The organism is Amycolatopsis sp. NPDC043889 (assembly GCF_056435645.1).
Genome location: NZ_JBWKEC010000001.1, coordinates 359,192 through 384,397, shown reverse-complemented (window position 1 = coordinate 384,397; position 25,206 = coordinate 359,192). Strand labels below are relative to the sequence as shown.

Below are 25,206 nucleotides of genomic sequence, written 5' to 3'. Positions count from 1 at the left end.
AGCATGTCGTGAGGAGTATTCGGACCTGAAGCATTCCGTTCGCTCGGAGGTCAACTCCGGCTGTCACCTTCAGCACCATGAGCGCTGCTCGGATCGTGGTGGTGGGGACGGGTTACGTCGGATTGACCACGGGAGCCTGCTTGGCCGGCCTGGGGCATCGAGTCACTTGCGTCGATGTCGACCAGGCGAAGGTCGCAAGGCTCTCCGCCGGACGGGTGGACATCCTGGAGCCGGGATTGTCCGAGCTGGTGTCGAGGGGGCTGACCAGCGGAAGACTCGAATTCGTGGTCGGCGCGCGCGACGCCGTTCGTGACGCGGAGGCCGTTTTCCTTTGTGTGCCGACGCCGATGGGCGCGGGCGGCTCGGCGGACCTGCGGGCCGTCGAGGCCGTGACCACCGAGATCGGCGACGTCATCCCGCCGGGGTGCGCGCTGGTCACCAAATCGACCGTTCCGGTGGGGACGTCGAAGCGCATCCAGGCGATGCTCGGTCGCACGGACGTGCCGGTCGTGTCGAACCCGGAGTTCCTGCGTGAGGGCACCGCGGTGGAGGACTTCCTCGGCCCCGACCGGATCGTCGTCGGTTCGGACGACGTCGCGGCCGCCCGCTGGGTCGGCGATCTCTACGCCGACCTCGCCGCCCCCGTCGTCGTCGCCGACGCGGCCAGCGCGGAACTGGTGAAGTACGCGGCGAACTGCTTCCTCGCGATGAAACTGTCCTATGTGAACTCGATCGCCGAACTGTGCGAACGCCTCGGCGCGGACATCGACCTGGTCACCGAGGGCATGGGCTACGACCGGCGCATCGGCCGCTCGTTCCTCAAGCCCGGCCCCGGCTGGGGCGGCTCGTGCCTGCCGAAGGACACCAGCGCGCTGGTCCGGGTCGCCGAGTCGGTGCAGTACGACTTCACGCTGCTCACCTCGGCGATCGAGGAGAACATCGCACAACGGGACCGGATCGTCGCGAAGATCGCCGGCGCCGTCGGCGGCACGCTGGCCGGTTCGCGGATCGGCGTCCTCGGGCTGGCGTTCAAAGCCGGGACGAACGACCTGCGCGACTCGCCCGCCCTCGCGGTCGCTTCGGTGCTGGGCGCGCTCGGCGCGGAACTGACCGCCTACGACCCCGCCGTCGGCGGCCACATCGACGGCATGACCGTCGTCGACGACCCGTACCAGGTCGCGAAGGCGGCCGACGCCGTCGTCGTGCTGACGGAATGGGACGAGTTCAAGCGGCTCGACTGGACGTACATGGCCGAGCAGATGGACGGCGACGCGGTCGTCGACACGCGCAATCTCCTGGACCCGCAACGGATCCTGGACGTCGGCCTGTCGTGGCAGGGCGTCGGGCGGCCGCGGGCGGCGCTGCGGCGGACGGTCGCCGTCTCCTGACCCACCTGCCCCGCCCGCTGGTGCAATGAAAGGTCCTTTCCTTGCAAATTTCGCAAGGAAAGGACCTTTCATTGCACCAGCGAGACGAGCTTGAGCAGCCCGTCCACGACCTCCTCGGCCGTCGGACCGTTCTCCGGGTCGAGCATGTGCTGCAGCATCACGCCCGAGTTCAGGGCCGTGGCCACCGCGCCGATCCGCCGCTCGTCCGCCTCGGTGAGGGTGTCCTCGTCGATCCCGAGGATGCCCGCCGCCATTCCCCGGCGGCCTTCGCGTTGTGCGGCGGCGAGCTGCCTCCGCAGCTCAGGGTGATGCTCGGACTGCACGAACGCCTCGATCGAGGCGATCCACAGCTGCCGGTTGCGCCCGTAGGAGTCGATCATCGCGCGCCAGGACGCCGCGTACTGCTCCGAGGGCGACGCGTCGGGGTCGACGGCACTCCGCATCTCGATCTGGATCTCTCGGCCCCAGTCGTCCATCGCCTGGGAGAACGCCGTCAGCAGCAGGGCTTCGCGCGATCCGAAGTGGTAGCCGATCGCCGCGTGGCTGACCCCGGCCGCCGTCGCGATGTCCCGCACCGTCGTGCGTGACCAGCCCTTTTCCTTCAAGCACTGGATGGCGCCCGCCATCAGGTCCTCGCGATTACCCATGTCCGGATCCTAGACCACGCGGTTTATCCACTTGGTTTAACCAAATGGATTGACCAAGCGTGCAAATCTGCCGTACGGTCGCTCCCATCACCGCGAACCCAGGGAGCAGCCATGACGACCACCGTTCTGATCTCCGGCGCCGGCATCGCGGGCCCGGCTCTCGCCTTCTGGCTGCGGAAGCGCGGTTTCGCGCCGACCGTCGTCGAACGCGCCCCGGCGCTGCGCGAAGGCGGCAGCGCGGTCGACTTCCGCGGCGAGCAGATGACCCTGCTCAAGCGCATGGGGATCCTTGAAGACATCCGCGCGAAGGAGACCGCGATGGGCGCGCAGGTCATCGTCGACACGCGAGGCAAGAAGGTCGCCGAGATGCCGTCCGTCTTCTTCAGCGGCGAAGTCGAGATCGAGCGCGGAGACCTGACGCGCATCCTCTACGACCACACGAAAGACGACGTCGAGTACGTCTTCGGCGACTGGATCACCGGGTTGGACGAGGTCGCGGACGGCGTCGACGTCGGCTTCGTCCACGGCGAGCCGCGCAGATTCGACCTGGTCGTCGGCGCGGACGGGCTGCACTCGGGCGTGCGGCGGCTGACGTTCGGCGACGAAGAGCGATTCCGCACCGACCTCGGCTTCCACACCGCGGGCTTCACCGTGCCGAACCACCTCGGCCTCGACCATCTCGGCCAGATCTGCAGCGTCCCCGGCCGGACGGTCATGGTCGCCGGCGGCCGCGATCGCTCGGCTCTCAATGTCAGCCTCGTCTTCGCGTCGGAGTCGCTGGAGGTGCGGCGACGCGACGTCGAGGCACAGAAGAAGGTCCTCACCGAGCGCTACGCCGACTTCGGCTGGGAAACCCCGACGTTGCTGGAAGGCCTTGGCGACGTCGACGCGCTGTATTTCGATTCACTCAGCCAGATCCATCTCGGCAAGTGGTCGCAGGGCCGGGTCGTGCTGCTCGGTGACGCGGCGTGGTGCGCGGGTCCCGGCGGTTCGGGCACCGGGCTCGCGATGATGGGCGCGTACATCCTGGCCGGGGAACTCGCCGCCGCGCAGGGTGATCACGAAGTCGCTTTCGCGCGCTACGAAGAGAAACTGCGCGGTCCGGTGAAGGTCTCGCAGAAGCAGGCCGCCGGGATCGGCACGTTCCTCGCGCCGAAGACCCGGTTCATGCTCGGCTACCGGAACTTCCTGTACCGGGTGCTGGGTTCGCGGCCGATGACCAAGGTGTTCACGTGGATCACGTCGCGGGCGGCGAACGCGGCGACGCTGGAAAACTATGACGCTCCGGTCGCCGCGCGGGGATAGTTTCGGTGGGTACGAGGCTGCCCGGCGGACGGAAGGCGACGTGAAGGAGTTCCGATACTCCGGTTAGGCGCCGAATTTCGACCAGTGCCACATCGCTTATCCCCACCGCACCGTCGCCGTGCTGTGGACGCGGACTGGAGCAAGAACGCGACCTGGCATGGGCTCGGCATCGCCGCGACGCCGGTGGAATCCGGTTCGCTCGGGTTCATCGACGAGCCGGGTTTGCTGGCCGTCCTGAAGCATGGTCCGCTCGACCTGGCCGCATGGCCTTGGGTCGATGAAGACGACGTCGGGTACTGGCGGCCCGACAACCTCGGCGAGGGTCTCTTCAACTTCTGGGACTGAAAAAGTAGTTAGCAAAGCGTAGTATCGGCTTCGTGTTCACGACCAGGCCGGAACTGGCCGGCACCCACGGCATGGTGGCATCGACGCACTGGCTGGCCTCGGCCACCGGCATGGCGGTGCTCGAAAACGGCGGCAACGCCTTCGACGCGGCGGTAGCGGCCGGGTTCGTCCTGCAGGTCGCCGAGCCGCATCTGTGCGGCCCGGCGGGTCAGGTCCCCGGCATCTTCGTCACCGCCGCGGATCGGACTCCACGTGCTCTCGCGGGTCAGGGGGTCTCGCCCGCGGCCGCGACACCCGAGTACTTCGCGGACCTCGGGCTCGACCTGATCCCCGGCAGCGGTTTGCTCCCCGCGACCGTCCCGGGCGCCTGGGACGGCTGGCTGCTGCTCCTGCGGGATCACGGCACGAAGTCGTTGCGTGACGTGCTCGGCTACGCGATCTCGTACGCGCGCAACGGGATTCCGCTGGTCAGCCGGGTCGGTGACACGATCCGCGCGGTGCAAGACCTCTTCACCGAGCATTGGCCGACGTCGGCGGCGCTCTGGTTGCCGGATGGCAAGCCCGCCGAAGGGCTGCACCGCAACCCGGCCCTCGCGGACACCTGGGAACGGCTGGTCGCCGAGGCCGAGTCGGTCAGTGGCCGGGAGGCACAGATCGACGCCGGACGCCGCGCGTGGTCGCGAGGTTTCGTCGCCGAGGCGATCGAAGCGTTCAGCCGCAAGGCTTTCCGCGACGATTCCGGGCGCGATCACGCCGGTCTGCTCACCGGCGAGGACATCGCGGGCTGGGAGGCGACGTACGAGGACGCGCTGCAGGTCGACTTCGGTGACTGGGGCCTGGTGAAGATGGGCGCCTGGACGCAGGGCCCGGCGTTGCTGCAGCAGGCGCGGTTGCTGGACGGGCTGCGCGACGAACTGTCCTATGTGGATGGTATTCCGACGGAACGCACGATCCACTTGGCCGTCGAGGCGACGAAGCTGGCGTTCGCGGATCGTGAGGCTTGGTACGGGGATTCGCCCGACGTGCCGATCGAGTTGCTGATCTCCCGCGAGTACGCGGACGCCCGCCGCGCGTTGATCACCGAAGAAGCGTCCGCCGAACTCCGGCCCGGTGGTCCCTCGCCGAGGCTGCCCGCGATCCTCGAAAAGCTGCGCGGACTGGAATCCGGCTCCGGTGCGACAGGGGAGCCGACGGTCGGGCCGCTGGGCGAGACTCGCGGCGACACCGTGCACATCGACGTCGTCGACGCGGCCGGGAACATGATCTCGGTGACGCCGTCGGGTGGCTGGTTGCAGTCGAGCCCGACGATCCCGGAACTCGGTTTCTGTCTCGACTCGCGTGGGCAGATGTTCTGGCTGGAACAGGGTTTGCCGAACTCGCTGGCACCTCGGAAGCGGCCGCGGATCACGCTTTCGCCGTCGATGGGCCTGCGTGACGGCGAGCCGGTGCTCGCGTTCGGGACCCCCGGCGGCGACCAGCAGGACCAGTGGCAGCTGTGTTTCTGGCTGGCGCACACGCTCGGCGGGCTGAACCTGCAGGAGTCGATCGACTCGCCCGCGTGGCATACGACCGCGTTCCCGAGTTCGTTCTATCCGCGCTCGTGGACGCCGCGGGAGCTGGTGGTCGAGTCGCGGCTCGGTCAGTCCACAATAGACGCTCTCGGCGCGCGCGGGCACGCCGTGGTCGACGCGGGACCTTGGGCGCTCGGGCGGCTTTCGGCCGTGTCGCGTTCCGGTGGTGTCTTGCGCGCCGCCGCGAACGCGCGCGGAATGCAGGGCTACGCCGCCGGCCGCTGACGCTCTCCAGCCTCGTGAGTGGTAAGGACGGTTAGAACCGTCCTTACCACTCACGAGGTCAGGAGCGCGGCTGTTCCCAGAGCCAGAATTCGATGCCCTGGTCGTCCACGCAGTCGGCGCTCAGGCCGTAGGGCTGCTGTTCGGTTTCGCCTGCCTGGCCGCCTTGGGCGCGGACACGGTCGAGGGCGGCGGCGAGATCGTCGACGGCGTACATGAGTTTCCAGCCCACCTGCCGTCCCGGGCCACCCCAGAGTCCGCCCTGCAGTCCGGAACCTTCGACGCCCCAGCCGCCTTCGACCCGCCCGGGCGAGAACTGCCAGCCCAGAACGGCTCCGTAGAACGCCTTCGCGCGTTCGTCGTCGGGCACCTGGAAAGTGAAGTAACCCGCTTCGCCGTGCCGGATCGGCGTAGTGCCCGAAGCGGGCCGAGGCGCAGCCTGCGCGACAAGCCACCGCTGGCCGTACGGGTCCTTGATCTCCCCGCTCAGCCCGTGGCCTTCGTCCGCGACGGGACGTCGCAGTTCCCCGCCCAGCTCCACGGCTCGCGCGGCCGAAGCATGCGCGTCCGCGACCTCGACTCGGATCAGCGGGCCACCGGCGGGCGCCACGACGATGCCCAGCTCGGGGAATTCCTCCGCGAACATCAGCACGCTGTCCCCGATGGCCAGTTCCGCGTGGCCGACCCGGCCGTCCTCCAGCACGATCGGATCGGACCGCCGCCGTGCCCCGAACACCTCGACATAGAAATCGAGCGCGGCGCGGGCGTCCGTCACCACGAGGTACGGCGTCAAAGAGCGGACTTCGGCATCGGTAGTGAGTGTTTCCGTCATATCGGCTCCGTTCAGGACGGCGCGACGAAGGTTGTCGCGCAGTTCGGCGGCGAAGAGCGGGTCAGGCTCGACAGGCTGCGAGGGCGCGCGAAGCGCGTCGAACGGATCAGGCATCGCGACCCTCCTTCTCCTGGTAAGCACGCCGGAACGCGGCACGGGCCCGCACGAGCAACGCCTCCGTGGCGTGCACCGTGCGCTCGAGATGCTCGGCGACCTCCGGGACCGGGAGGCCGTCGACGTAGCGAAGCGTCAACGCGGCTCGATGATGTGCCCCGAGCGACGCGAGCACCTCGCGCGCCAGAAGCGCGTCCAGCCGTTCGTCCCACGGATCGGTGTACTCCTCCTCGTGGACGAGCCGCAGCCCGCGTTCCTCACGTGCTTTGCGCCGCCAGTGATCGGCGAGCTTGTGCCGGGCGACGCCGATCAGCCACCCGGTGCTCACTGGAGGTGCGAACTCCTTGCGACAGGCCCTCACCGCGCCGAGGAACGTCTCGGACGTCAGCTCCTCGGCGAGGGTGCGATCACCGCACCGGGACAGCAGGTACCCGTAGACCTCCGGCAACGCCGTCTCGTACAGCGAAAGCAGCGCGAAGGCCGGGTCCCGATGCACCCGTGGTTCCGTCACATCCCCATCGTCGCTCGGGGAGCCACAACTCCGACGGGTGAACTCGAACTTTCTCAGCCCCGTGGATCCGGCAGCCGCCGGGCCACCGTGATCACCCCGACCGTCAGCACCGCCTGAATCCCGATGACCAGCACGAACGCGCCCTTCATCCCGAGCGGCCCGGCGCCGGCGGAAGCGAACAACGTTCCCAGCGTCGCCACGCCCAACGCCATCGCGGCCTGCTGTGACGTCGTCAGCATCCCGCTGCCGACCCCGGCGATCTCCGGCGGCACCTTCGACAGGACGATCCGGAACACCGTCGTCATCGCCAGTCCCTGACCGAGACCGCACAGCAGCATCCCCGGCACGAAATCGAGCACTCCCAGGTCCGCGCCGCGATGGCCGAACACATCGCCGAGCCGGCGTGGAAGAACCTGGTCAAACGCCTGCGACAGGAGTCCGAGCTCTTCGAACGGATGTGGAAGGAGCACGACGTCTCCACCGAACGGATCGTGCTCAAGCGCTACCTGCACCCGGACGTCGGCCTGCTGCGCTTCGAATTCTCGTACCCGTACCTCGGACGGCGTTCCGAGATCTCCCTGGCGACGTTGACCCCGGCGGACGAGGAAACCGCGGCGAAACTGCCCAGCTCCCTCTGAAGGGTGAGGCGGACGAGGCTCGCGAGGGAGCCTTTCCGCGGCGCGCACGCCGACGCTGGTGAGCATGACCGTAGCGATGGCTCCCCCCAAGATCTCCAGTGCTCGCCTGATCGTCTGCTACGCCGCGATCCTGGGCACGCTCCCGTACCTGACCCTCAAGGCGTCCTGGGTCACCGGCGGCAGCCTCGGCCTGCGTGATCCGTCCTTTGTGGACTCCGACCTGATGATGTTCGCGAACCTGGTCACCGGCGGGATGGACGTCGTCGCGGTGATCCTCGCGCTGGCGTTCACCTACTCCTGGGGCCGCCGGATCCCCGCGCCGCTGGTCCTGTTCCCGATCTGGATCGGCACCGGGCTGCTCGCGCCGATCGTGCTGAACGTCCCGGTGATCGTCGCCGACCTGTCCACGGCGCACCTGACCGAAATGCCGCTGGAGAACTGGGTCTGGGCCGTCGTCTACGGCGGCTTCGCCTGGCAGGGCATCCTGCTGCTGACCGCGTTCGTGCTCTACGCCCGCGATCGCTGGTGGTTCGTCCTCACCGGCACCGTGAAGCCGGGCACGATCGGTGTGGCGGGCCTGCTCGGCATCGTCGCCGCGCTCGTCACGGCGATCGGCCACACGATCTGGGCGTTCGGGACCGGCGGTATCGCGGCCCGCGGCCAGGACGTCGTGATCGCGGTGCTCGGCGTCCTCGCCGCGATCGCGCTGGCGAACGTGTCGCGAGGACGGTTCTGGCCGCGGCTGGTGCTGGTGTGGACCGGCGCCGGGGCGATGGCCGGCACGGGGGCGTGGGCCTTGTTCAGCGCGTTCACCATGGGATCCACCGGGCGCGTGGCGGTGCTGGCCGTCCAGGTGATCGGCGGCGTGCTGATGATGATCTCGGTCCTGCGGCGTCTACCGCGGGCGGCGTAGCCGGGAAGCCGCTTTTCAACGGACGCGATCCGTCTCCGCCCCGGGTAGCTTTCGCTCTGTGCTGCTGAAAGAACGGTTTCCGTGGAGCCCCTGGGTGGGCCGCGTGCTGCGCGTGGTGCTTCCGCTGGGGTTCGTCCTCGGTGCCACGAGCGGCGCCTCACGCTGGCAGCCGGACTCGCCGCAGCTGACCACGTCCGGCGTGCTGTGGCTGGTCGCCATCGCGGTACCGCTGCTGATCGTCCACCGCTTCCCGATGACGATCTTCCTGCTCACCTCCGCGCTGACGCTCGGCTACTACGCGTCCGGCAACCCGGGCGGGCCGGCGATCTTGCTGCCGACCATCGCGCTGTTCCTGCTCACCAAGATTCGCGGGCCGGTCGTCGCCGGCGGCACCGGCGGAGCGCTCCTGGCGGCGTCGGGGATCGCGTTGTTCGTCCGGCACGGGTTCGCCGGCTTCGATCTGCGGACGGGGTTGGGCCTGGTCTGGGTGATCGCGGTCGTCGGGGTCGGGACGGCGGTGCGCAACGGGATGGCGGCCGCAAGGGCGCGCCGCGAGCAGGCCGACGAGCACCGGCACCGGATCGCCGAGCAGGAGCGGCTCACCATCGCCCGCGAGGTGCACGACGTCGTCGCGCACAGTCTCGCGATGATCAACGTCCAGGCCGGGGTCGCCGCGCACGTCGCCGACCGGCGGCCTGAACAGGCGAAAGAGGCGTTGCTGAACATCAAGGAGGCGAGCGCTTCGGCGCTGAAGGACCTTCGCGCCACGTTGGCCGTGCTGCGTTCCGGTGAGGACAAGGCGCCCGCGCCGAGCCTCGCCCAGGCCGACGAGCTGTTCGAGCACGCCCGCGCCGCCGGGCTGGAGGTCCGCGTCGATGGTGCGCCGGGAGAACTGCCCGCGCCCGTCGACGGCGCCGCGTACCGGATCCTGCAGGAATCGCTGACGAACGTGGTCCGTCACGCGCATCAGGCGCGGGGTGTCGACGTCAGATTCGAACGGAAGACCGGTGCGCTGACGCTGCTCGTCCGCGACGATGGCCGTGGCGCCGTCGATCCCGCGCCCGGTCACGGCCTGCGCGGGATGTCCGAACGGGCGGCCGCGCTGGGCGGCGCGCTCACGACGTCCGTGGTGGACGGCGGATTCCAGGTCCGCGCGGACCTGCCCATCGAGGGGGAACGATGACGATCCGGGTGGTTCTCGCCGACGACCAGGTGCTGGTCCGCGCCGGTTTCCGGGTTTTGCTGGAGACCGAGGACGGGTTCGAGGTCTGCGCCGAGGCGGGGGATGGCGAGCAGGCCGTCGCGGCCGCCGTCGACCACAACCCGGACATCGTCGTGATGGACGTCCGGATGCCCGGCGTCGACGGGCTCGAAGCGACGCGGCGGATCACCGCGAATCCCGAGCTGGCCGGGGTGAAGGTCCTGGTCCTGACCACGTTCGACGTCGACGAGTACGTCTACGAGGCGTTGCGCGCCGGCGCGAGCGGGTTCCTGCTGAAGGACACCGATCCGGTGGAGCTGCTGCGGGCGCTGAAGGTGGTCGCCGCGGGCGAGGCCCTGCTGGCGCCGACCGTGACCAGGCGGCTGATCGCGGAGTTCGTCGACCGGCCGGAGAACCGCCGCATCGACGTGAACGCCGTCCGCGAGATCACCGATCGCGAACGCGAGGTCCTCGGCCTGGTCGCCGGCGGTATGTCGAACGACGAGATCGCCGCGCATCTGGTGATCTCGACGGCGACCGCGCGCACGCACGTCAGCCGCATCATGACCAAGATCGGGGCGCGGGATCGGGCGCAGCTGGTGGTGCTGGCGTACGAGTCCGGCCTGGTCAGTCCTCGCCGGGGTTGAGGTTCCCCCAAAATGCTGACTTTGCCGGAAAAACTCCGCCGGTCACGTGGAGTCATCAAGAGTAACCCAACGCTGACGCTCCGTTAATTCCGCGTCTAGCTGGCTCGCCATCGAGCTTCGGACAGGACGTGCATCTGCACGTGCACTCTTGGTGACTCGGCCTCATCTCCGTCTCCACCAGGGGCGAGGGGAAGCGACGGGTCTACCCGAGACGACGACGCGAAAACAATACGCACGTACGGCAAACCCTGATTTCCTGACGAGTATAGAAGTATCGCGTGAGGCTGCTGCTCAAATCCGTGTACGGTGGGTGATTTTTTCTTCGGCCGTCGCGCGGAATGACGGTCACTTTCCGTCGCGAAATCGCTCCCTGGACGGGAGCGGCTCCCACTGTGTTGCTTTGTCGCAATGGCGCTGAGCATTAGTCTCCGGCTGAACGGCAAGGGGGATGTCACCTACCCGACACGATTCTCACTCGGCCGGGTCCAGAATTCGATTCACTTTTTCTCTCACGGGGAGTCACTATTGACGACAAAGACACCTGACCCGCTTCTGGTGGTCACTGCAGGCGTCGTCGTTCTCGCCTGCATCGTCTTCGCCGCGATCCTCTGTGCGTTCGCGGCGGTGGTCGGCTGATGGGCGGGGATTTCCTGGCCGCGGTCACCGAACGGCAGCGGCAGCGGCTGCTCGACCTCGGCAGGCACGTGGACCACACGGCGGGCTCGGCACTGCTCCATCAAGGCGATCCGGCGCCACCGGTGCTGATCCTGCGATCCGGCTTCGTCAAGGCGCTGCGTGCGGCCCAGAGCGACACGCCGCCGACGATCGTGGACCTGCTCGGTGCCGGTGACGTGCTCGGCGTCGAGGACTGCCTGGCCAGACGGCCGAGTCATCTCTCGTACGTGGCCACGAAACCGGTTCGTGCCCTGGAGATCCCGCGGAACGCCTTCCACGGCTTCCTCGACGACGATCGGGTGATGGCCCTGATCGCGGTGGACATGGCCGTCCGGTTGCGGCTGCGGAACGTCGCGCAGGGTTTCGCGACGGCCAAGGTCCGGAGCCGCCTGACCGCGTTCCTGACCAGATTGCAGGCGCTCTACGGGGTTCCCGGCGATGCGGGCGTCGTCATCGACGTGGGACTGAACCATACGGACATAGCCTCTGCGATCGGCGCTTCACCAGCGTCGGTCAATGCCGAGATGGCGAAACTGAAGAGCGAGGGCTACCTGAGTACCGGTTACAAGACGATCCACGTGAAAGAACGCCTGCGAGAGGACGGCCCTCCGCTTTTCCCTGCCGTCTCGTCCGCCCTCATCGGCCCACGGAAGATTCCGCAGCTACGGATGAGGCGGATAGCGATGGGGTGAACGGGACTTTCCTCGTGAGACCCTCGAGGAAAGTCCTGTTCCCCTCATTCACCGCGCCGCGGGGTGCGCGAAAACCGGGTCAACTGCGCTTCAGCTGAAGCGCGAGCCGTATGACGAACACGACGGCCAGCGCGGCGACCAGGGCGATCTCCCAGGCCATGGCGGCTCCTCTCGGCCGGCATCCGGACTCACCGATGCTCTGCCCATAAGGCGCATCAGCGGGGGAGGACGTTCATCGACACGGCCCAACTCACACTTTCGGGCTAACGCCGCGCCCACGACCGTTCATTGCACGGGAGGCACCTACAGAGCGCTTTCGACCGCCGCCCACACCCGATGCGGGTCGTGGTCCATCGGCCGCGAGTCCGGATCCGGCCGCTGCCGCCGCAACAGGACCTGCTGCACCAGCGCCGCCTGCCGGTCCGCCGCGGCCACTCGCCGCCAGAACAGGTGATCCTCCAGGCCTTCGAACAGCACCTCGGTGGTCCACCCGCCGAAGTCGTCGACGAGCGACCGCCGCACCAGATAGCCGCTGCCCAGGTACGGCAGCGTCCGCAGGCGCTGCTCCTCCGGCGGCAGCGCGCCGACCAGGCCTTCCACTGGATCCGCGATCGGGCAATGCACGACGTCGGCGCTTTCCGAAGCGGCCAGCAGCCGCTCCAGGAGGAACTCCGAAGCACGCGTCCCGCCGTCGAGCACCAGCAGCCACGACGCCGTCGAACGCTCCAGCAGGGAGTTCCGGGTGAGCCCCCGGCCGAGCGGAGCGTCGTGCAGAAGGACGTCGTACGGGCGCGGGCGCGGCCACGGGTGCACGCCGTCCTCACCGACGAGCACCTGCTTCGGCGTCACGCTGGCGGTGAGCAGGTCGTTCACGAGTTCGTCCGGGTCGGCTTCGCCGGTCCGTCGCACGATCAGCACGTCCACGTCGGCGGTGGCAGGCAAGGAAGCCGCCGCGGGTTCCCAGCGTGGTGTGGCGACCCGTCGCGCGACCTCGACCTGCCGGATGATCTGCGCCGAAGCCACCAGGCCTTCGGGTGAGGCGGCGCCTTGCACCGAGCGGTCCCCGGCGAAGCGCGCATCGAACGGCGCGGTGTCGACCGCGAGCGCGTTCGCCGGGCTGCGCAGGGTCGACGCGAACCGCCGCATCGAGGCGAGGTCCGTCACCGGCGCCGCGGTGACCCCGCGGGCGAGCGACGAAGCCACGTCGATCAGCATCCGGGCCGACGGCCCCATGTCGAGGGAACGCACGAATTCGTACGCCGCGGCCCGGAGCCGTCGTTCACGTCCGGGTTCGGCGGCCAGCGCCGCCGCGACGGTGCCCAGCGACTCCGCTCGCGCGATCACCAGGTGTTCGCCGGGGACCAGGGGCTCGATGTCGGCCGAGGTCTCGCTGATCACGACACAGCCGTTGGTCATCGCTTCGAGCGTGCGGACCCACTCCAGCGTCTGCTTCTGCTCCCGGTGCAGGTTCAGCAGGAACCGCGACCGCGCGAGATGCTCGAACTTCGCCTTGCCGGGCAGGAAGTCGACGCGGGCGGCGGTCATCGGCTCGTGCGGCGGGGTCAGCAGCCGCGTCCGCAGGCCTTCGAGGTCCCGTGCGTACGAGCCGAGCAGTGCCGACCGGCGGCGTTCGGCCGTGCCCAGGTACGTCACGTCGAGGTCGCGAGGGCTGTCGAGGTCGCCGCCCCACAGATCCCACAGCGGGGTGTAGCCGAGCTGGAAATGCTCGACCTTCACCCCGCGCCGTCGCAGTTCCACGGTGGCGTCGACGTGGATGTCGACCGCGGCGCCCAGCGCGCGGACGAGCGACACGGTGCGTTCGAACGTCGATGTGCCGGGATGCTCCACACAGAACCCGATGGTCCGCCGGACCTGTTCGGCGTCGGGGAAGTCGGTGTCCGGGCAGATGACGAAGTACTCGTGCGGGACGACCACGTAGACGGTGTCCGGCCCCGCCTCGGGGTACTTGCCGACGGCGGTCCGAGCCCGCCCGCCCGCCGTACGCACCGCGTCGGCGACCACTTCGAGCAGTTCCTCCATGAAGGACGAGCCACCCTCGGCGGACACGAAACAGAGATCGGTCACGGCCGGTTCATCCTCCTGCGCACCAGCCGCAGTGGCGCGGTGACCCGCCAGCTGAGCGTCCGTCGCGTCGCGTCGAGCTCGTTCGCCATCTCGGCGGCCACCCGTTCCGCGGTCAGCATGCGCTGCCGGTCGGCGGACGGTTCGCCACCGGGCAGGATGTCCGCCTCGACGACCCCCGCGGACAGCACGAGTTCGGCGTCCAGCAAGGCGAGCCGGAGCCTGTCGCGCTCTTCGCGGGCCGACAGGAGCTCGGCGCGCATCGAATCACGCTGCTGCCTGGCGAAAAGCACGTCGCCCTCCAACGCCGTCGTCCTGGCGTTCGCGACGTCGAGCTCTTCCCGCAGCGCGGCCGCTCGCTCCTGCACCGCGGCCGCTCGCTCCTCCATTTCGGCGAGCTCCGCGCGCAGCGAACTCATCGCCGTGACATCGACGCTCACCGCGCGCAGTTCCTCCTCCGTGCCGGTCAGCTTCGCCTTCAATCTGTCCTGTTCGGCGGTGAACATCTGCCGTTCGGCCCGCAGCCGGGTCAGTTCGGCCTGCACACGGCCGGGCAGACCGGTGAACTCGGAGTTTTCGTCAGGCACGGTCGCCCCCCGCACTGTGGCGCCCGCTGAGGGCGAGATCGGTCAGGATTTCGGAGTATTCGCGTGCGTAGCCCGCCGGATCGAGCCACGGCAGGAGCTTCTCGTACGCGGCTTCCGCCATTTCGCGTCGCCGGGCAGGAGGTGTGCCGAGCGCCCGGAGCAACGTCGCCGTCAAGGCGTCGACGTCGTTGGTTTCGAACAGCCAGCCGGATACCCCGTCCACGAGCATTTCCCTGGCGCCGAACACGTCGGTCGCCGCGACCGGGACCCCGCAGCTGACGGCTTCGAGGATCGACCGCGGCAGCGATTCGACGTCCGAATTGTTGACGAAGAGGTCGGCCGCGTGGAGCCAGCGCATCGGATCCGGCTGGATCGGCACCAGATCGACGGCCTTCCCGAGCCCGGTCCGCTCGACCGTCCGCCGCATGGCCAGCCCGTACGGGGTCGGGTGCAGGCCGATGATGCTGAGCTTCACTTCGGGGTGGACGCGGCGGATCCGGCGCATCGCGGAGAGCAGCGGGGCCTGGCCCTTGCGCGATTCCGTGATCCCGACGTTCACCAGCACCACGTCGTCCGGCGAGTAACCGAGGTCCGAGCGTGCCCGGCGGCGGGTCTCGGCCGGAGTCCGCCCACCCAGTGTCCACATAGGAGTCCCGTAGCGGACCGTCCGGCACCGTTCCGGCTTGCTGTAGGGAAGGAACATCTCCCGCGTCGAGTCGGCCACGAACAGCAGCATGTCGGTCTCGGCGAGGGTGGACTCCCAGCGCCGCCGAACCGCGGACGGCGGTTTGTTCGGGCCCCAGTTGTGAAAAGCGAAGGTGGACAAGGAGAAACTCTCGTGGATCACCCACGCGGTCGGGAGCCCGGCGCGTTTGGCCGCGTCCGCGGCGGGGAAACCGCCGAGGGTGTTGACCAGCGCGACGCCCGCTCCGGACAGCTTGGCGAACCGGGCCAGCTCGGCGACGTGCCCTTCGTACTCGGGGACCGAAGACGTGCGGTAGTGCGTCGTGACGTGCACCGGCACACCGAGTTCGCGGCATTCCGCCCGCAGCGGGCCGTCCACCGCGGTCACCAGGTCGACTCGCCAGCCATGGTCGCGGACGAGCCTGCCGAGCAGTTCCTGCAGCCACAGCTGCCCGCCGCCGACGGCGAGGCTGTGCGTGAAGATCAGTGCGTGCCGCGGATCCGACGGCACCGTGGTCCTGGCCAGCACGCGAGCGGTTTCCGCGGTCAGTTCGTCGGCGAGCGCGGCTTCGTCAGGATCCGCTTCGGCGTGCCGAAGCGTGAAGGTGTGGCGAGGGGAGACGTGTTCGCCGATCCCTTCGGTGCGGAACCGGACCCGGAGCGACAGCGTCCGCTCGGTGCCCTCGGGCAGGTCGACCGGGACCCACGCCTCGAACCCGCTCACCTCGGCGTCCACGAAACCGGGCAGCACCGGGTGCACGTCCTCGCGGGGAAGGCGGGTGCGGGCGCGCACGGTGCCGCCGCCTTCGACCTGTACTTCGATCAAGCTCGGCGCCCGCCCTTGCAGCAGCGCCCAGCCGGACACGTACACGACTTGGGCGTCGGTGACCTGACCCGACGGCGGCGTGGTGATCTCACCGATCCACAACGGTTCCTCACCGGGCAGCGTTCCGATGTGGACGGTCGCCGTGGACAGGACACGCTGGCCGGGGCCGTAGACGACCACATCGTGCCGCCCGACGGGAAGCCATCCGTGCGGCACCGCCCGCCAGCCGAACGCGCCTTCGGGGGCGTCCGGGCAGTCGTCCGGGACGACGGTCGTGGACACCCTGCCGAAGCTCACGGACATCTCGCCGGCGCCGCCGACGCCGGTGGTCCAGCCGCGGAGCTCGTATCGATGCCCGACCGGCCGGCCCGGGGTCACGATGCCGGCGGTGTAGAGGCTCGTCATGGCTTCGCTTCCTTGTTCTCGTCGCTGAGGCGACCGTACCCGGCGGCGTGGATCGTTCTCTCCAGCCGCGCGTGCCAGATGTCCGAGATCGCCGCGCGGATCTCGGCGGTGCCGTGCGCGGCGCCGCACGACCCGATCGTGGCGAAGTCGATCTCGCGCTCGACCGCACTGTCCACAAAGGAGGGATCGAGTCCCACGAGCACGCCGAGCCAGCCTGCCAGCTCACGCGTGGTCCCGCCGTCGGCCGCTCCGCGCCAGCCCGCCGAGGCGAGTTTGTCGGCCAGCACCAGCACTCCGCGTTCGGTCACCTCGGCGACGCCCGCGCCGGTGTGCCGCCATTCGAGGTCGATCGGGCGGAGGTCTTCGCCGTCGACGACGACGTTGTGCGGTACGAGATCCCACAGCGCCCGCACGCCCCGTTCCGCCTCGGTCCGCAACAGTTCGCGCCAGGCGGGCAGGAGGTCACCCGCTCGTTCCGGGGCGGCCAGCAGAACTTCGAGGATCGTGGCGGCGTCGTACACCGGATCCGTCCACGGGCCGACGGAGATCCCGGCGACGGTCGTCGGCGGACGCAGCGGCACCCGCCGTACCTCGGCCCCGTCCGCCGTCCGGACGACGTCGGCCCGGGTGCAGGCGAACGCGGCGCGGTCGGTGGTGTTGAAGTAGGTCGCGAGCCGGTCCGGCGGCCACAGCGCGTCCGCGCCGGGACCGGCCAGGAGCAGCAGACCACTGGCGGGCTCGTCCACGATCGCCGCGGCCAGCCGTGGCGTTTCGGCGTCGAGCCGCGCCGACCGCACCGATCGGGCGATCTCGTGTCCTGGCGAGCAGAGGAGCTCCTGGACGACGTCCAGCCCGGCGGCCGCGAGCGTGCCCACGACCGCGCGCGAGCGCGTCGTCACCACCACGGCGCCGTGCGGCGGCAGCCGTCGGCGGACGGAATCGAGCAGGCCCCTGGTCGCATACGGCTGGGCGACGAGCACCACGTCGTACTCGACATCGCTCGAAAACCTCGCCGGATCGACGGTGAAGACCTCGACCGTGCCCAGTTCACCGGTCCGCGACCGGACCGCTTCCGCGCAGTCCTCGTCCGGTTCGATCGCGTGCACGACCTCGGCCCGCTCGCCGAGGTACCTCGTCAGCGCCCCGAGACCGGCGCCGATTTCGAGCACCCTGGCGTTCCCGGGCAGGGTGAGTGCCCGGAGCACGTTCGCCGCACCGTGGTCGAGCGGCGCGTGGCAGGCGAGGTCCTGGCCGGCGAAATGCAGCTCGTCGCTGAGGGAATCCAGGTCCTCGGCGAGCGAAAGGACCGTCGAGAGCAGCCTGCCGACCCCCATCTGCCCCACTCAGTTCGTGGCGGGGAAGTTTTCCAGCAGGCCCTGCTTCACCGCACGCTGGTAGGTGCCGCTCAAGGCAGCCTCGCCAGGACCGCCGCCGAGCGGGTTCTGGACGACGTCCACCCGGATGATGTTGTTGCCGGAGACCCAGGTGCCGCGGTAGTCGCCGCTGTCGCCCTCGACCTTCTTGTGGAAGTTCACCTTGGTCGGGATGCCGGGCAGCACGGTGTCGGTGATGTGCACGAACCCGTGGCTGGTCTGGTACTGCCGGAGCTTGCTCACCAGGTCCTGCGCGCCACCGGGGTTGTTCATCGGGATGATCGTGATCGAGATCTTGGCCTTCTGCGGCCCGGTCTCGTCCGGCTGCTTCTCCGAGCCCCGGTAGATGACCTCCTTGACCCCTTCGGCCGTGACGAGGTCGATCTCGCCCTGCTCCATCCCGGTGATCGACGCGGCTTCGCCGACCTTGATCACGCCGCTCTTGGGGTCCGGGGTCCCCGACTGCTCGGGGATCCTCTCCAGCAGTTTCTCCTGGGGAGTGAGCACCTTCGTGGACGAAGGCGGCGGAGCCTGCGACTGGCTCTGGGGAGGCGTGTTCGGGTCGGTCGCCTGCGGGTCACCATCGCCGGAGAAGAGGAAGTATCCGCCGACGCCGAGACCGCCCAGCACGAGTACGGCGACGATCGCGATGACGGCGATCTTCCCGCCCTTGCCGCGGGGCTTGTCGTCGAAGAGTTCGGGGCCCTGCTTGACCCATTCCGTGCTGCCGACCGGCGAGATCGGCGGGAAGTCCGAGCCGCCCCAAGGCGGTGCGGCGTCCGCTTCGGGCGCGTTCCAGCCCTGCTGCGGCTGCTGCTGGTAGCCGTGTTGCTGGGGGAAGCCACCCGCGGGCGACGGCTGACCCTGCTGGGGGAAGCCACCGGGGGGTGAAGCCACCGGAGGGACCACCTGGGTGCGGTTCGGGTCGGCGGGCTGCTGGGCCTGCTGTTGCTGCCAGGCCGGGACGACCTGCGTGCGCTCGGCGCCGTCACCCTGCGGCTGGTTCACCGGCGCGATGATCTGTGTCGAATCGGCCGAGGGCTGGCCGGGCTGCTGCTGAGGCTGACCCTGCGGCCCGGCGGGCGGCTGCGGGGTGCCGGGCTGCTGTGGCGCGTCGCCATAGGCCACGGCCGAGGACAGCACCTGGTCGCGGCGGATGCGGTAGTCGTCCGCCGAGAGGCGGCCGGATGCGAGCTCCTCGTCCAGATTCCGCAGCTCTTCCTGCCAGGACACCACCAGCCCCCTTTTCGTTGATGGCCGGGCTCGCGGAGAGCGCCCGGTCGTCGCGTTGTCACCACAGCGGTGACCTCGCACATTCTGCACTGCCGGGCACCATGGTGTTCTCGCGGGTCGAATCGTGATCTGCCCGCGATCTGGGCGATTCAGCCCGCCGGGAGCACGTCCCCCAGCGCGGTGGCCGTCTTCGCCAGACGCTCGTCGAGCGCCTTCGAATCGCCGCCGAGCGGCTGGGACACCCACGCCGTCACGGCCATCGTCCCGGACGTGTACCCGAGACCGCTGAGCTGGCCGTTCTTGTTGGCGCCGACGAGCGCGAGCTGATCACCGACGCGCTGTTCGCGCATTCCGGCGTTGATCGAGTTCTGCCGGAAGTACTTGACGATCGCGTCCGCGTCCTTCGCGTCGTTCGCGGGGATCACCAGGACGAGATAGCCGTTCACGCCTTCGGAAGACCCCTTGTAGGTCACCGACGTGACCCCTTTGGTCCGCAGGAATTCGGCCGCCGCCTGGGAATAGAGCTTCAGCTCGGCGCCTTTGGCGACCGACATCGTGGAGTTGTCCTTGGACGGCGTTCCCGGCAACGCGGGGAGCCGGTCCTCCAGCGGCGTCTGCGCGCTGTCCGGTCGTTCACTCGGTGCGAGCCCGGACAGCCCGCCCGGCGGCTGGGCGGTTTCGGGCGGTGACGCGGCGGTGTTCGAAGACGACGAGCCGAGCCACAGGGTCCCGCCGATGATCAGTGCCAGCACGAGGAGCACTCCGGCGCCGAGGAAGAGCCACGTCGGCTTCTTCTTGCCGACGACGGCGTAATCGTCGGTGGGAGCACTGTGGCGGGGGCCTGGCTCCTGCGTCAGCGGCGGGAGCGGCAGGCCCTGCTCGACGGTGGCGGGGCCGCGCCGGAGCTGCTGCGGCGGTTCCGCGCGGAGATAGACCGTCGGATTGATGTCGGCGGGCGAAGGCGCCGTGGTCTTGTGGTGCGCGATCCGGGGGATTTCCCGCTTCGGCGGAGACGGCGGCTCGGCCGCCGATTCTGGAAAAGGGGCTGGGACGGTCCGCGGTTCCGCCGGGCGGACGGCGGGGTTGGTGCTGTGCCACGGTCCGGCCGGATGACGCAACGGCGAGGCGACCGGCGACGGCATCGCACCCCCCGACGCCTCCGCGAGGAGCTCGTCGCGCCGCTTGCGGTGTTCGGTGTGCCCGATACGGCCTGAGGCCAGCTCGACATCCAGCTGCCGAAGCTCGTCCTGCCAGCTCATATAGCCCCCTGCCGCCGGGTGTGGGCAGCCAGTGTCGCATGACCCGGACGGGTGGTTGATATTGGTCTTTCCCATTCTTGCGTCCGTTTCGGCGCAGGTCCAGCACGGTCCGGAGGCGACGGCGCGGGTCCATCGGGGTGATGCTCTTTCGGCTGGTCAGCGGCGATCGGGCGGTCCCGCCGGTACGGTGGCGGACGTGGGAAGTGCCGGGTGACGGAAATCGACGCGTGTCGCGGCGCGCTGCGCGAGCTGGCCATCGGCAGGCTCGCCGGACGTGACGTCCGCACCTCCCATCTGGTCGAGGCCGGTCTGGACGCGATCGTCGCCGGACTCGACACCCCGTCCCTCGCCTTGCTCGCCGGGCTCGAATCCTCCGCCGAAGCCGCCGTCGACAAGGCTTTCGGCCAGGTCGTCGACGAGCTCGGCCTCGAACTGCCCGCCGATCCGACGGCCGCCCGCTGGCTGCTGATCCACGGCTGGCTCACCGCGATGGTCGAAGGCCGCCTCTCGCCCGCGGCAGGCGGCGCGCTGGTCAGCGAGGTCGGCGAGCTGCTCGGGTCGCCGCCGTCGTTGCGCGGGATCGCGCGGTGGTCGGCGATGCTCGACGGCTGGATCCCGACCGACCTCACCCCGCGGGACGTCTGCGAGGTGCCGATCCTCGAGGAGTCGGCCGAGCTGCTCGAAGGGCCTTGGCCTCCTCCGCCGCGTCACCCGTAAAGCCCCGGTTTCTGTCGTACATGTGTTCTAAAATGGTCGTTGTCCAGCAGGAACAGCGGCGAAAGGCAGACACGGATGGCCTACATCACCCTGCCCACGTTCGTGGGGTACAGCACGAGCTCGGGTCCCTCGCGTTCCTCGTTCGTCCGGCGCTGGCGCCGTCAGTACGAGGACCCGGCCCGGGGCGGGTTCAATTTCTACCTCCGTGCCGCGAACGCGATCCGTGCCGGGCGGATCTCCGGAGGGGATCGCGAGGTGCTGCGGGCACTGGTCGAGAACGCGGACGAGCGCACGCGGCCGCACTACACCGAGATCGCCGACGGCTGGCTGCGCTACGTCGGGCGGCGTGACCTGCGGCTGGCGGAGGTCGGCCGGTCGCGATGGCGGCTCGGCTCGCTCGAAGTGGGGATCAACCCTCATCTCGGCCTGCGCAAGGGAGACGGGCCGGTGTACGTGACCTGGCTCTATTTCAAGGAGGAGCCATTGAGCCGGGACGCCGCGCAAATGGTGCTGTGGTTGCTCGAGCAGACCATGGACGAGCTGCGGCCGGGCGGGCGGCCGCTGGTGATCGACGTCCGGCGCTCGAAGGAGTTCGCGTTGTCGCCGCGCGATCGCGACAAGGTGCGGCCATGGGTGCGGAGTGAGGCCTCGGCCTTCATGAGTCTTTGGGAGGCGGCCGCGTGAGCGAACGACGGCGAGCCCGCGTTCGGTGGGCTCGCCGTTCACGCACCGTCATTCTCACGGTTCCGGCGACGGCGCAAGACACCTGATCAGGTGACAGTTTCGCGGAGAATGCCCACGAGCTGGACAACTTGGGCCCTGAACACGAAGCTTTCCCAGTCTTAACCGGCCGAACCACCGAGGGTCGCTCGTGAACAACGCTTGGGAAGCCATCTCCAGGGTCGTAGATGAGCCCGCCTGGTACTGGGTCTACGACAAGCTCGCGTTCTGGCCGAGCACCTACGCGCACGCCTGGCCCGGTTTCCGTGAACCCGCTCCGTCCGTCGCGTGGGATCTCGCGCCAGGAGGTCTCGACCGTTCGTCACCGGAATTCCGGCTCGGCCCGTACGCCGTCGAGCAGAACGACGTCGCCCGTGTCGCGCTCGCGGCGTTGAAGGACTGCGTCGCCGAGGACGAGTGGGTCTGGGTGCTGCATTGGCAGCACCAGTCGTACCGCTTCTATCCGCATCGGCACGCCGCGCTCGACCCGTGGCCGGTTTCGGTGTTCCCGCGCACGGACTACCACATGTTCCTGGCGAACGACTTCCGCTTCGGCACGCTCGGGCACCCGTGGGAGCGGACGTTGTGCGTGTACGGCGAGAAGCTCGTGCCCGCCTTCGAGAAGCACGGCGAACAGATTTTCAAGAACGTGCTGCGGCGCGACGGGGCACCGGCCGTGATGGCGGGCGGACCTGCCTAAACTCAGGCGGGTGTTCGAATACCACGGGTGGGTGACCATCCAAGCGAGCCCTTCCGGTGACGACGACGCCGCGCTGCTCGAGCGCATCGTCGAGCGGGTGCACCGAGCCGTCCGCGACTTCGGCGACGCCGACCTGCTCGACCTCCGCTGGGCCGCCGGGGTGCCGGTGCTGCACCTTGGCGGCATGGACAAGCACGGCACCGCGATCGCGCCCGAGCTGGTGGACCTGTTCACCCGCGTCGGCGATCTCGCGCCGGGCTCCTACGGTCTCCTCCACGTCTGGGACGACCAGGATCCCGACCACGACAACGAGTTCAAGGTGTACCGGATGGCCTGCGGCCTGGTCTCCGAACGCGGCGACGACCACCTGTCACCGGTCGCGCCGACCGTGATGGACGGCTACGAGATCTGAATCGCAACCCTTCTTGAGTAGCCGTACTCAAGACATCGCGGGGTGCTCGGCGCGACCTTGGTACGCATGACGAAAACCTCCGCAGTGCCTCCCACCACCGTCGCGTTCTTCGTCCAGGCCGCGTGTTCGTTCGGGCTGGCGCTGATCGCGGTCGTCATCGGCATCTGGTACCTGCCGGTCGACGGCTGGGTCCGCGGCTTCCTCGCCCTCGGCATGCTCTTCCTGACGACCTCGGCGTTCACCCTCGCCAAATGCATTCGTGACCGGCAGGACGAGAACACCGTCGTCAGCAGAGTCGACCAGGCTCGCGTCGACAAACTCCTCGCCGAGCACGACCCCTTCAAAACGCCCGCGCTATGAGCCGGCCGGGGCTCCGGGGGCCAGCCGGTAGAGGCGGCCTTCCCGGCTCGCGAACACGAGACCGTCCTTCAGGCCCGGCCGCGCCACCGCTTCCCAGCCGGCGCGGCCGGTGATGGTGCCGAACTCCGTCGCGACGTCGCGACGTGGCAACCCCACCGCACCGCCACCGACGACCGTGCCCGCCGCGTCGGTGACCAGTACGCAGTCGGGCTGTTCGCCGCCGAGGAAGGCCCAGCCGGTGAGAGTGGTGTCGCCGGTGACCGCGGGGCTTTCGATGAATCCGGCGGTCCGCTCGGCGTTCGGCGCGCCGGTGATCACCGGCGTCGCGGCCACGTCGATCCGCGACCCGAGTTCCGGCCCGCCCGCACCACACCCGAGGGTGAAGTCGGGGGTGAAGGGGTAGACGCCCAGAAGCTGGTACTTCGGAAGGAACTCCGGGTAGGCGTTCATCTTCTTGACGACCGACGCGGCGCCGGTCTGCATGGCGACCGCGAGGACGGGCTGAGTCGGATAGTCCTTCCGGAGGAGGTACGCACTCGATGATCCGACGGCATAGGTGCCGAGCCCGACGACGAGCGCGATCGGGACGAGGTAGCGCTGGACGCGCCCTTGTGCCCGGACGGCCAGCAGGACGAGGAGCGCGCCGACGGCGAGCAGGCCGATGATCGCGTAGCGGGCCGAGAGGCCCTCGATGTTGCTGTACCGTCCACGCCCGAGCCCGATCAGCACTGCCGCCAGCGCCATGTGGAGGCCGAGGCCGACCCAGCCCGAATCGTTCACCTGATCCGTCTGTTCGGGCGCCGTCCCGCGTCGTTTGACCGCGTCGGTGACGGCCAGCCCGATGGCCACGAGCATGGCGACACCGCAGACCATGGCGGTGTCGGCCGTGGAGGCCGCCCAGGTGCGGCCGAGGACGGTCACGACCGAGCCGAAGTAGGTGTCCGCGCCCAGGATGGCGGGTGGCGAGCCTGCCTCGTTACTGGTCGCGAGGCGCCACAGGACGAGGACGCCGAGGCCCAGAACCAGGGGAAGGAGCACCTTCCACGGCCTGTCCCGGCGAAGCCACGCGATCAGGCCGAGCGCGATCCAGACCGGGAAGGCGGCGCCGTGGCCGAGACTGGCGACGACGGCGAGGATCGTGGCGGGGACGGTGTGGCCGCGATGGGCGAACGCGATGGCCGCGACGGCCGGGGCGATACCGGCGAACCACTGGATGCCCATCCAGCCCGCGCCGTAGTAGTCAGTCCCGGCGGAAGAGAAGACCAGCAGGGAAAGCGCGGTCAGGACGGCGAGCCGGGGAAGGCCGGTGAGCTTCTCGGGGAGCATGCGCCAGAGCGCGAGGTAGGTGGCCAGTGCCAGCACGAACGTGGCGATGCCGAGGGCCGCGTTGGAACCGGCGAAGAGTTTCGCGTCGGCCCAGAAGAGCATCGCGACGATGACGACCGGGTGTTCGTTGTACAGCTCGGTGAAGGTCGCCGGGTCGAGCGAGCCGTTCGCGTCGGTGGTGATGCCGATGACGCGCCAGAAGTCCCAGTAGTTCATCCGGGGTGACCTGACGGCCTCGGCGAGCGCGAGCACGATCGGGGCGAGCAGGAGGAGCCACAGCGCCACGGCGCCGGGGCGGGGCAACCGGGCAGCTCGCGGACGGTCGGCGGCGGGCTCGACGCTGGCGGTGTCGCCGCTCGACGTGCGCTCGCTCATGCTTGTTCCCCCATGCTCGAAGATCCGGTCCACAAAGTACCGAACCCCCAGGTGAGGGCCTCCGCCAGCGGGTCGACATATGCACAAATCCGAATTACTACGGTCGTGTGACCCCACTCACCGAACCTGTAGCAGTTAGTGACCATCAGAACGAGTGAACGAGACGCGCCCGAAAACCGACTCGCCAACGCGAGCTATAGGGAACGCGGGGGTCCGAGGGCTCGAGCCCCCGGGAATCATGGTGAGCAAGTCATGGTCCAGGCGTTCCCTGGACACGCCGTGCCCACTTGCGAGCGGATGACGGGATTCGAACCCGCGACCCTCACCTTGGCAAGGTGATGCGCTACCAGCTGCGCTACATCCGCATGTCACTCAGCGCTTCAACACTCGTTTGAAGCAGTGTGGACACACCATACACAGACCGTCTGTAGCCGTTCGCACCCACC

General features: G+C 69.1%; 25 protein-coding genes, 1 tRNA gene and 1 pseudogene. 15 read left to right on the top strand and 12 right to left on the bottom strand.

Annotation, left to right across the window (positions count from 1 at the left end; translation table 11 throughout):
• Positions 1-77 precede the first annotated feature (77 nt).
• On the top strand, positions 78-1,388 hold the full coding sequence (locus tag AC0685_RS02005; RefSeq protein WP_478223844.1) for a UDP-glucose dehydrogenase family protein: 1,311 nt from the start codon (positions 78-80) through the stop codon (positions 1,386-1,388).
• A 68-nt stretch (positions 1,389-1,456) separates the two neighbouring features.
• Here AC0685_RS02005 and AC0685_RS02000 read toward each other — a convergent pair whose 3' ends face one another.
• Positions 1,457-2,035 carry a TetR/AcrR family transcriptional regulator gene (locus AC0685_RS02000; protein ID WP_478223843.1) on the bottom strand — a complete coding sequence of 193 codons (579 nt, stop codon included), beginning with the start codon at positions 2,033-2,035 and terminating at the stop codon, positions 1,457-1,459.
• Positions 2,036-2,146: 111 nt separating this feature from the next.
• Here AC0685_RS02000 and AC0685_RS01995 point away from each other — a divergent pair, with 111 nt between their 5' ends.
• From AC0685_RS01995 to AC0685_RS01985, 3 genes are all read left to right on the top strand, one after another.
• The gene (locus AC0685_RS01995; RefSeq protein WP_478223842.1) at positions 2,147-3,340 is read left to right on the top strand and encodes an FAD-dependent monooxygenase; all 1,194 of its coding nucleotides are present in this window, start codon (positions 2,147-2,149) and stop codon (positions 3,338-3,340) included.
• A 123-nt stretch (positions 3,341-3,463) separates the two neighbouring features.
• A complete protein-coding gene (locus AC0685_RS01990; protein ID WP_478223841.1) occupies positions 3,464-3,685 on the top strand; it encodes a hypothetical protein in 222 nt (73 codons plus the stop codon).
• Positions 3,686-3,717: 32 nt separating this feature from the next.
• Complete coding sequence (locus AC0685_RS01985) at positions 3,718-5,481, top strand: gamma-glutamyltransferase family protein (protein WP_478223840.1); 1,764 nt, start codon at positions 3,718-3,720, stop codon at positions 5,479-5,481.
• 58 nt (positions 5,482-5,539) lie between these two features.
• Here AC0685_RS01985 and AC0685_RS01980 read toward each other — a convergent pair whose 3' ends face one another.
• From AC0685_RS01980 to AC0685_RS01970, 3 genes and pseudogenes are all read right to left on the bottom strand, one after another.
• On the bottom strand, positions 5,540-6,424 hold the full coding sequence (locus AC0685_RS01980; protein ID WP_478223839.1) for a VOC family protein: 885 nt from the start codon (positions 6,422-6,424) through the stop codon (positions 5,540-5,542).
• Positions 6,417-6,935, bottom strand: a complete 519-nt coding sequence (locus AC0685_RS01975) for an RNA polymerase sigma factor (RefSeq protein ID WP_478223838.1) — start codon at positions 6,933-6,935, stop codon at positions 6,417-6,419. Before AC0685_RS01975 ends, AC0685_RS01980 begins: the two co-directional genes overlap by 8 nt.
• 53 nt (positions 6,936-6,988) lie before the next feature.
• Positions 6,989-7,303, bottom strand: a pseudogene (locus AC0685_RS01970) (MFS transporter); the annotation flags it as partial.
• Positions 7,304-7,312: 9 nt separating this feature from the next.
• Here AC0685_RS01970 and AC0685_RS01965 point away from each other — a divergent pair.
• From AC0685_RS01965 to AC0685_RS01940, 6 genes are all read left to right on the top strand, one after another.
• A complete protein-coding gene (locus AC0685_RS01965; protein ID WP_478223837.1) occupies positions 7,313-7,573 on the top strand; it encodes an MmyB family transcriptional regulator in 261 nt (86 codons plus the stop codon).
• Between the two features lie 64 nt (positions 7,574-7,637).
• Positions 7,638-8,486 (top strand): hypothetical protein, encoded by an 849-nt coding sequence (locus tag AC0685_RS01960; RefSeq protein WP_478223836.1) that lies wholly within the window; start codon positions 7,638-7,640, stop codon positions 8,484-8,486.
• Between the two features lie 58 nt (positions 8,487-8,544).
• A complete protein-coding gene (locus AC0685_RS01955; RefSeq protein ID WP_478223835.1) occupies positions 8,545-9,669 on the top strand; it encodes a sensor histidine kinase in 1,125 nt (374 codons plus the stop codon).
• A complete protein-coding gene (locus tag AC0685_RS01950) occupies positions 9,666-10,334 on the top strand; it encodes a response regulator (protein ID WP_478223834.1) in 669 nt (222 codons plus the stop codon). Before AC0685_RS01955 ends, AC0685_RS01950 begins: the two co-directional genes overlap by 4 nt.
• 408 nt (positions 10,335-10,742) lie before the next feature.
• A complete protein-coding gene (locus tag AC0685_RS01945) occupies positions 10,743-10,970 on the top strand; it encodes a hypothetical protein (protein ID WP_478223833.1) in 228 nt (75 codons plus the stop codon).
• Positions 10,970-11,701: a Crp/Fnr family transcriptional regulator gene (locus tag AC0685_RS01940; RefSeq protein WP_478223832.1), complete on the top strand. Its 732-nt coding sequence runs from the start codon at positions 10,970-10,972 to the stop codon at positions 11,699-11,701. Before AC0685_RS01945 ends, AC0685_RS01940 begins: the two co-directional genes overlap by 1 nt.
• Before the next feature lie 303 nt (positions 11,702-12,004).
• Here AC0685_RS01940 and AC0685_RS01935 read toward each other — a convergent pair whose 3' ends face one another.
• The 6 genes from AC0685_RS01935 to AC0685_RS01910 all read right to left on the bottom strand — a co-directional run bounded on the left by AC0685_RS01935 (position 12,005) and on the right by AC0685_RS01910 (position 20,150).
• A complete protein-coding gene (locus AC0685_RS01935; RefSeq protein ID WP_478223831.1) occupies positions 12,005-13,786 on the bottom strand; it encodes a glycosyltransferase family protein in 1,782 nt (593 codons plus the stop codon).
• Positions 13,783-14,370 (bottom strand): hypothetical protein, encoded by a 588-nt coding sequence (locus tag AC0685_RS01930; RefSeq protein ID WP_478223830.1) that lies wholly within the window; start codon positions 14,368-14,370, stop codon positions 13,783-13,785. Before AC0685_RS01930 ends, AC0685_RS01935 begins: the two co-directional genes overlap by 4 nt.
• Complete coding sequence (locus AC0685_RS01925) at positions 14,363-16,285, bottom strand: glycosyltransferase family 4 protein (RefSeq protein WP_478223829.1); 1,923 nt, start codon at positions 16,283-16,285, stop codon at positions 14,363-14,365. Before AC0685_RS01925 ends, AC0685_RS01930 begins: the two co-directional genes overlap by 8 nt.
• Positions 16,282-17,619 carry an rRNA adenine N-6-methyltransferase family protein gene (locus AC0685_RS01920; protein ID WP_478223828.1) on the bottom strand — a complete coding sequence of 446 codons (1,338 nt, stop codon included), beginning with the start codon at positions 17,617-17,619 and terminating at the stop codon, positions 16,282-16,284. The genes AC0685_RS01925 and AC0685_RS01920 overlap by 4 nt, the downstream gene beginning before the upstream one ends.
• Before the next feature lie 9 nt (positions 17,620-17,628).
• Complete coding sequence (locus AC0685_RS01915) at positions 17,629-18,894, bottom strand: flagellar basal body-associated FliL family protein (protein ID WP_478223827.1); 1,266 nt, start codon at positions 18,892-18,894, stop codon at positions 17,629-17,631.
• Between the two features lie 146 nt (positions 18,895-19,040).
• Positions 19,041-20,150, bottom strand: a complete 1,110-nt coding sequence (locus AC0685_RS01910) for a hypothetical protein (protein ID WP_478223826.1) — start codon at positions 20,148-20,150, stop codon at positions 19,041-19,043.
• A 210-nt stretch (positions 20,151-20,360) separates the two neighbouring features.
• On the opposite strand from AC0685_RS01910, the gene AC0685_RS01905 reads away from it, so the two are divergent.
• The 5 genes from AC0685_RS01905 to AC0685_RS01885 all read left to right on the top strand — a co-directional run bounded on the left by AC0685_RS01905 (position 20,361) and on the right by AC0685_RS01885 (position 23,059).
• Positions 20,361-20,867 (top strand): hypothetical protein, encoded by a 507-nt coding sequence (locus AC0685_RS01905; RefSeq protein WP_478223825.1) that lies wholly within the window; start codon positions 20,361-20,363, stop codon positions 20,865-20,867.
• Positions 20,868-20,942: 75 nt separating this feature from the next.
• Positions 20,943-21,551, top strand: a complete 609-nt coding sequence (locus AC0685_RS01900; protein WP_478223824.1) for a hypothetical protein — start codon at positions 20,943-20,945, stop codon at positions 21,549-21,551.
• A gap of 187 nt (positions 21,552-21,738) precedes the next feature.
• On the top strand, positions 21,739-22,287 hold the full coding sequence (locus AC0685_RS01895; RefSeq protein WP_478223823.1) for a DUF2716 domain-containing protein: 549 nt from the start codon (positions 21,739-21,741) through the stop codon (positions 22,285-22,287).
• Positions 22,288-22,297: 10 nt separating this feature from the next.
• Positions 22,298-22,699, top strand: a complete 402-nt coding sequence (locus tag AC0685_RS01890; protein WP_478223822.1) for an immunity 7 family protein — start codon at positions 22,298-22,300, stop codon at positions 22,697-22,699.
• A 66-nt stretch (positions 22,700-22,765) separates the two neighbouring features.
• Positions 22,766-23,059 (top strand): YiaA/YiaB family inner membrane protein, encoded by a 294-nt coding sequence (locus AC0685_RS01885; RefSeq protein WP_478223821.1) that lies wholly within the window; start codon positions 22,766-22,768, stop codon positions 23,057-23,059.
• Here AC0685_RS01885 and AC0685_RS01880 read toward each other — a convergent pair.
• Both AC0685_RS01880 and AC0685_RS01875 read right to left on the bottom strand, forming a co-directional pair.
• On the bottom strand, positions 23,054-24,760 hold the full coding sequence (locus AC0685_RS01880) for a hypothetical protein (RefSeq protein ID WP_478223820.1): 1,707 nt from the start codon (positions 24,758-24,760) through the stop codon (positions 23,054-23,056). The genes AC0685_RS01885 and AC0685_RS01880 overlap by 6 nt on opposite strands.
• A gap of 292 nt (positions 24,761-25,052) precedes the next feature.
• Positions 25,053-25,125 (bottom strand) — tRNA-Gly (locus AC0685_RS01875).
• Positions 25,126-25,206 lie beyond the last annotated feature (81 nt).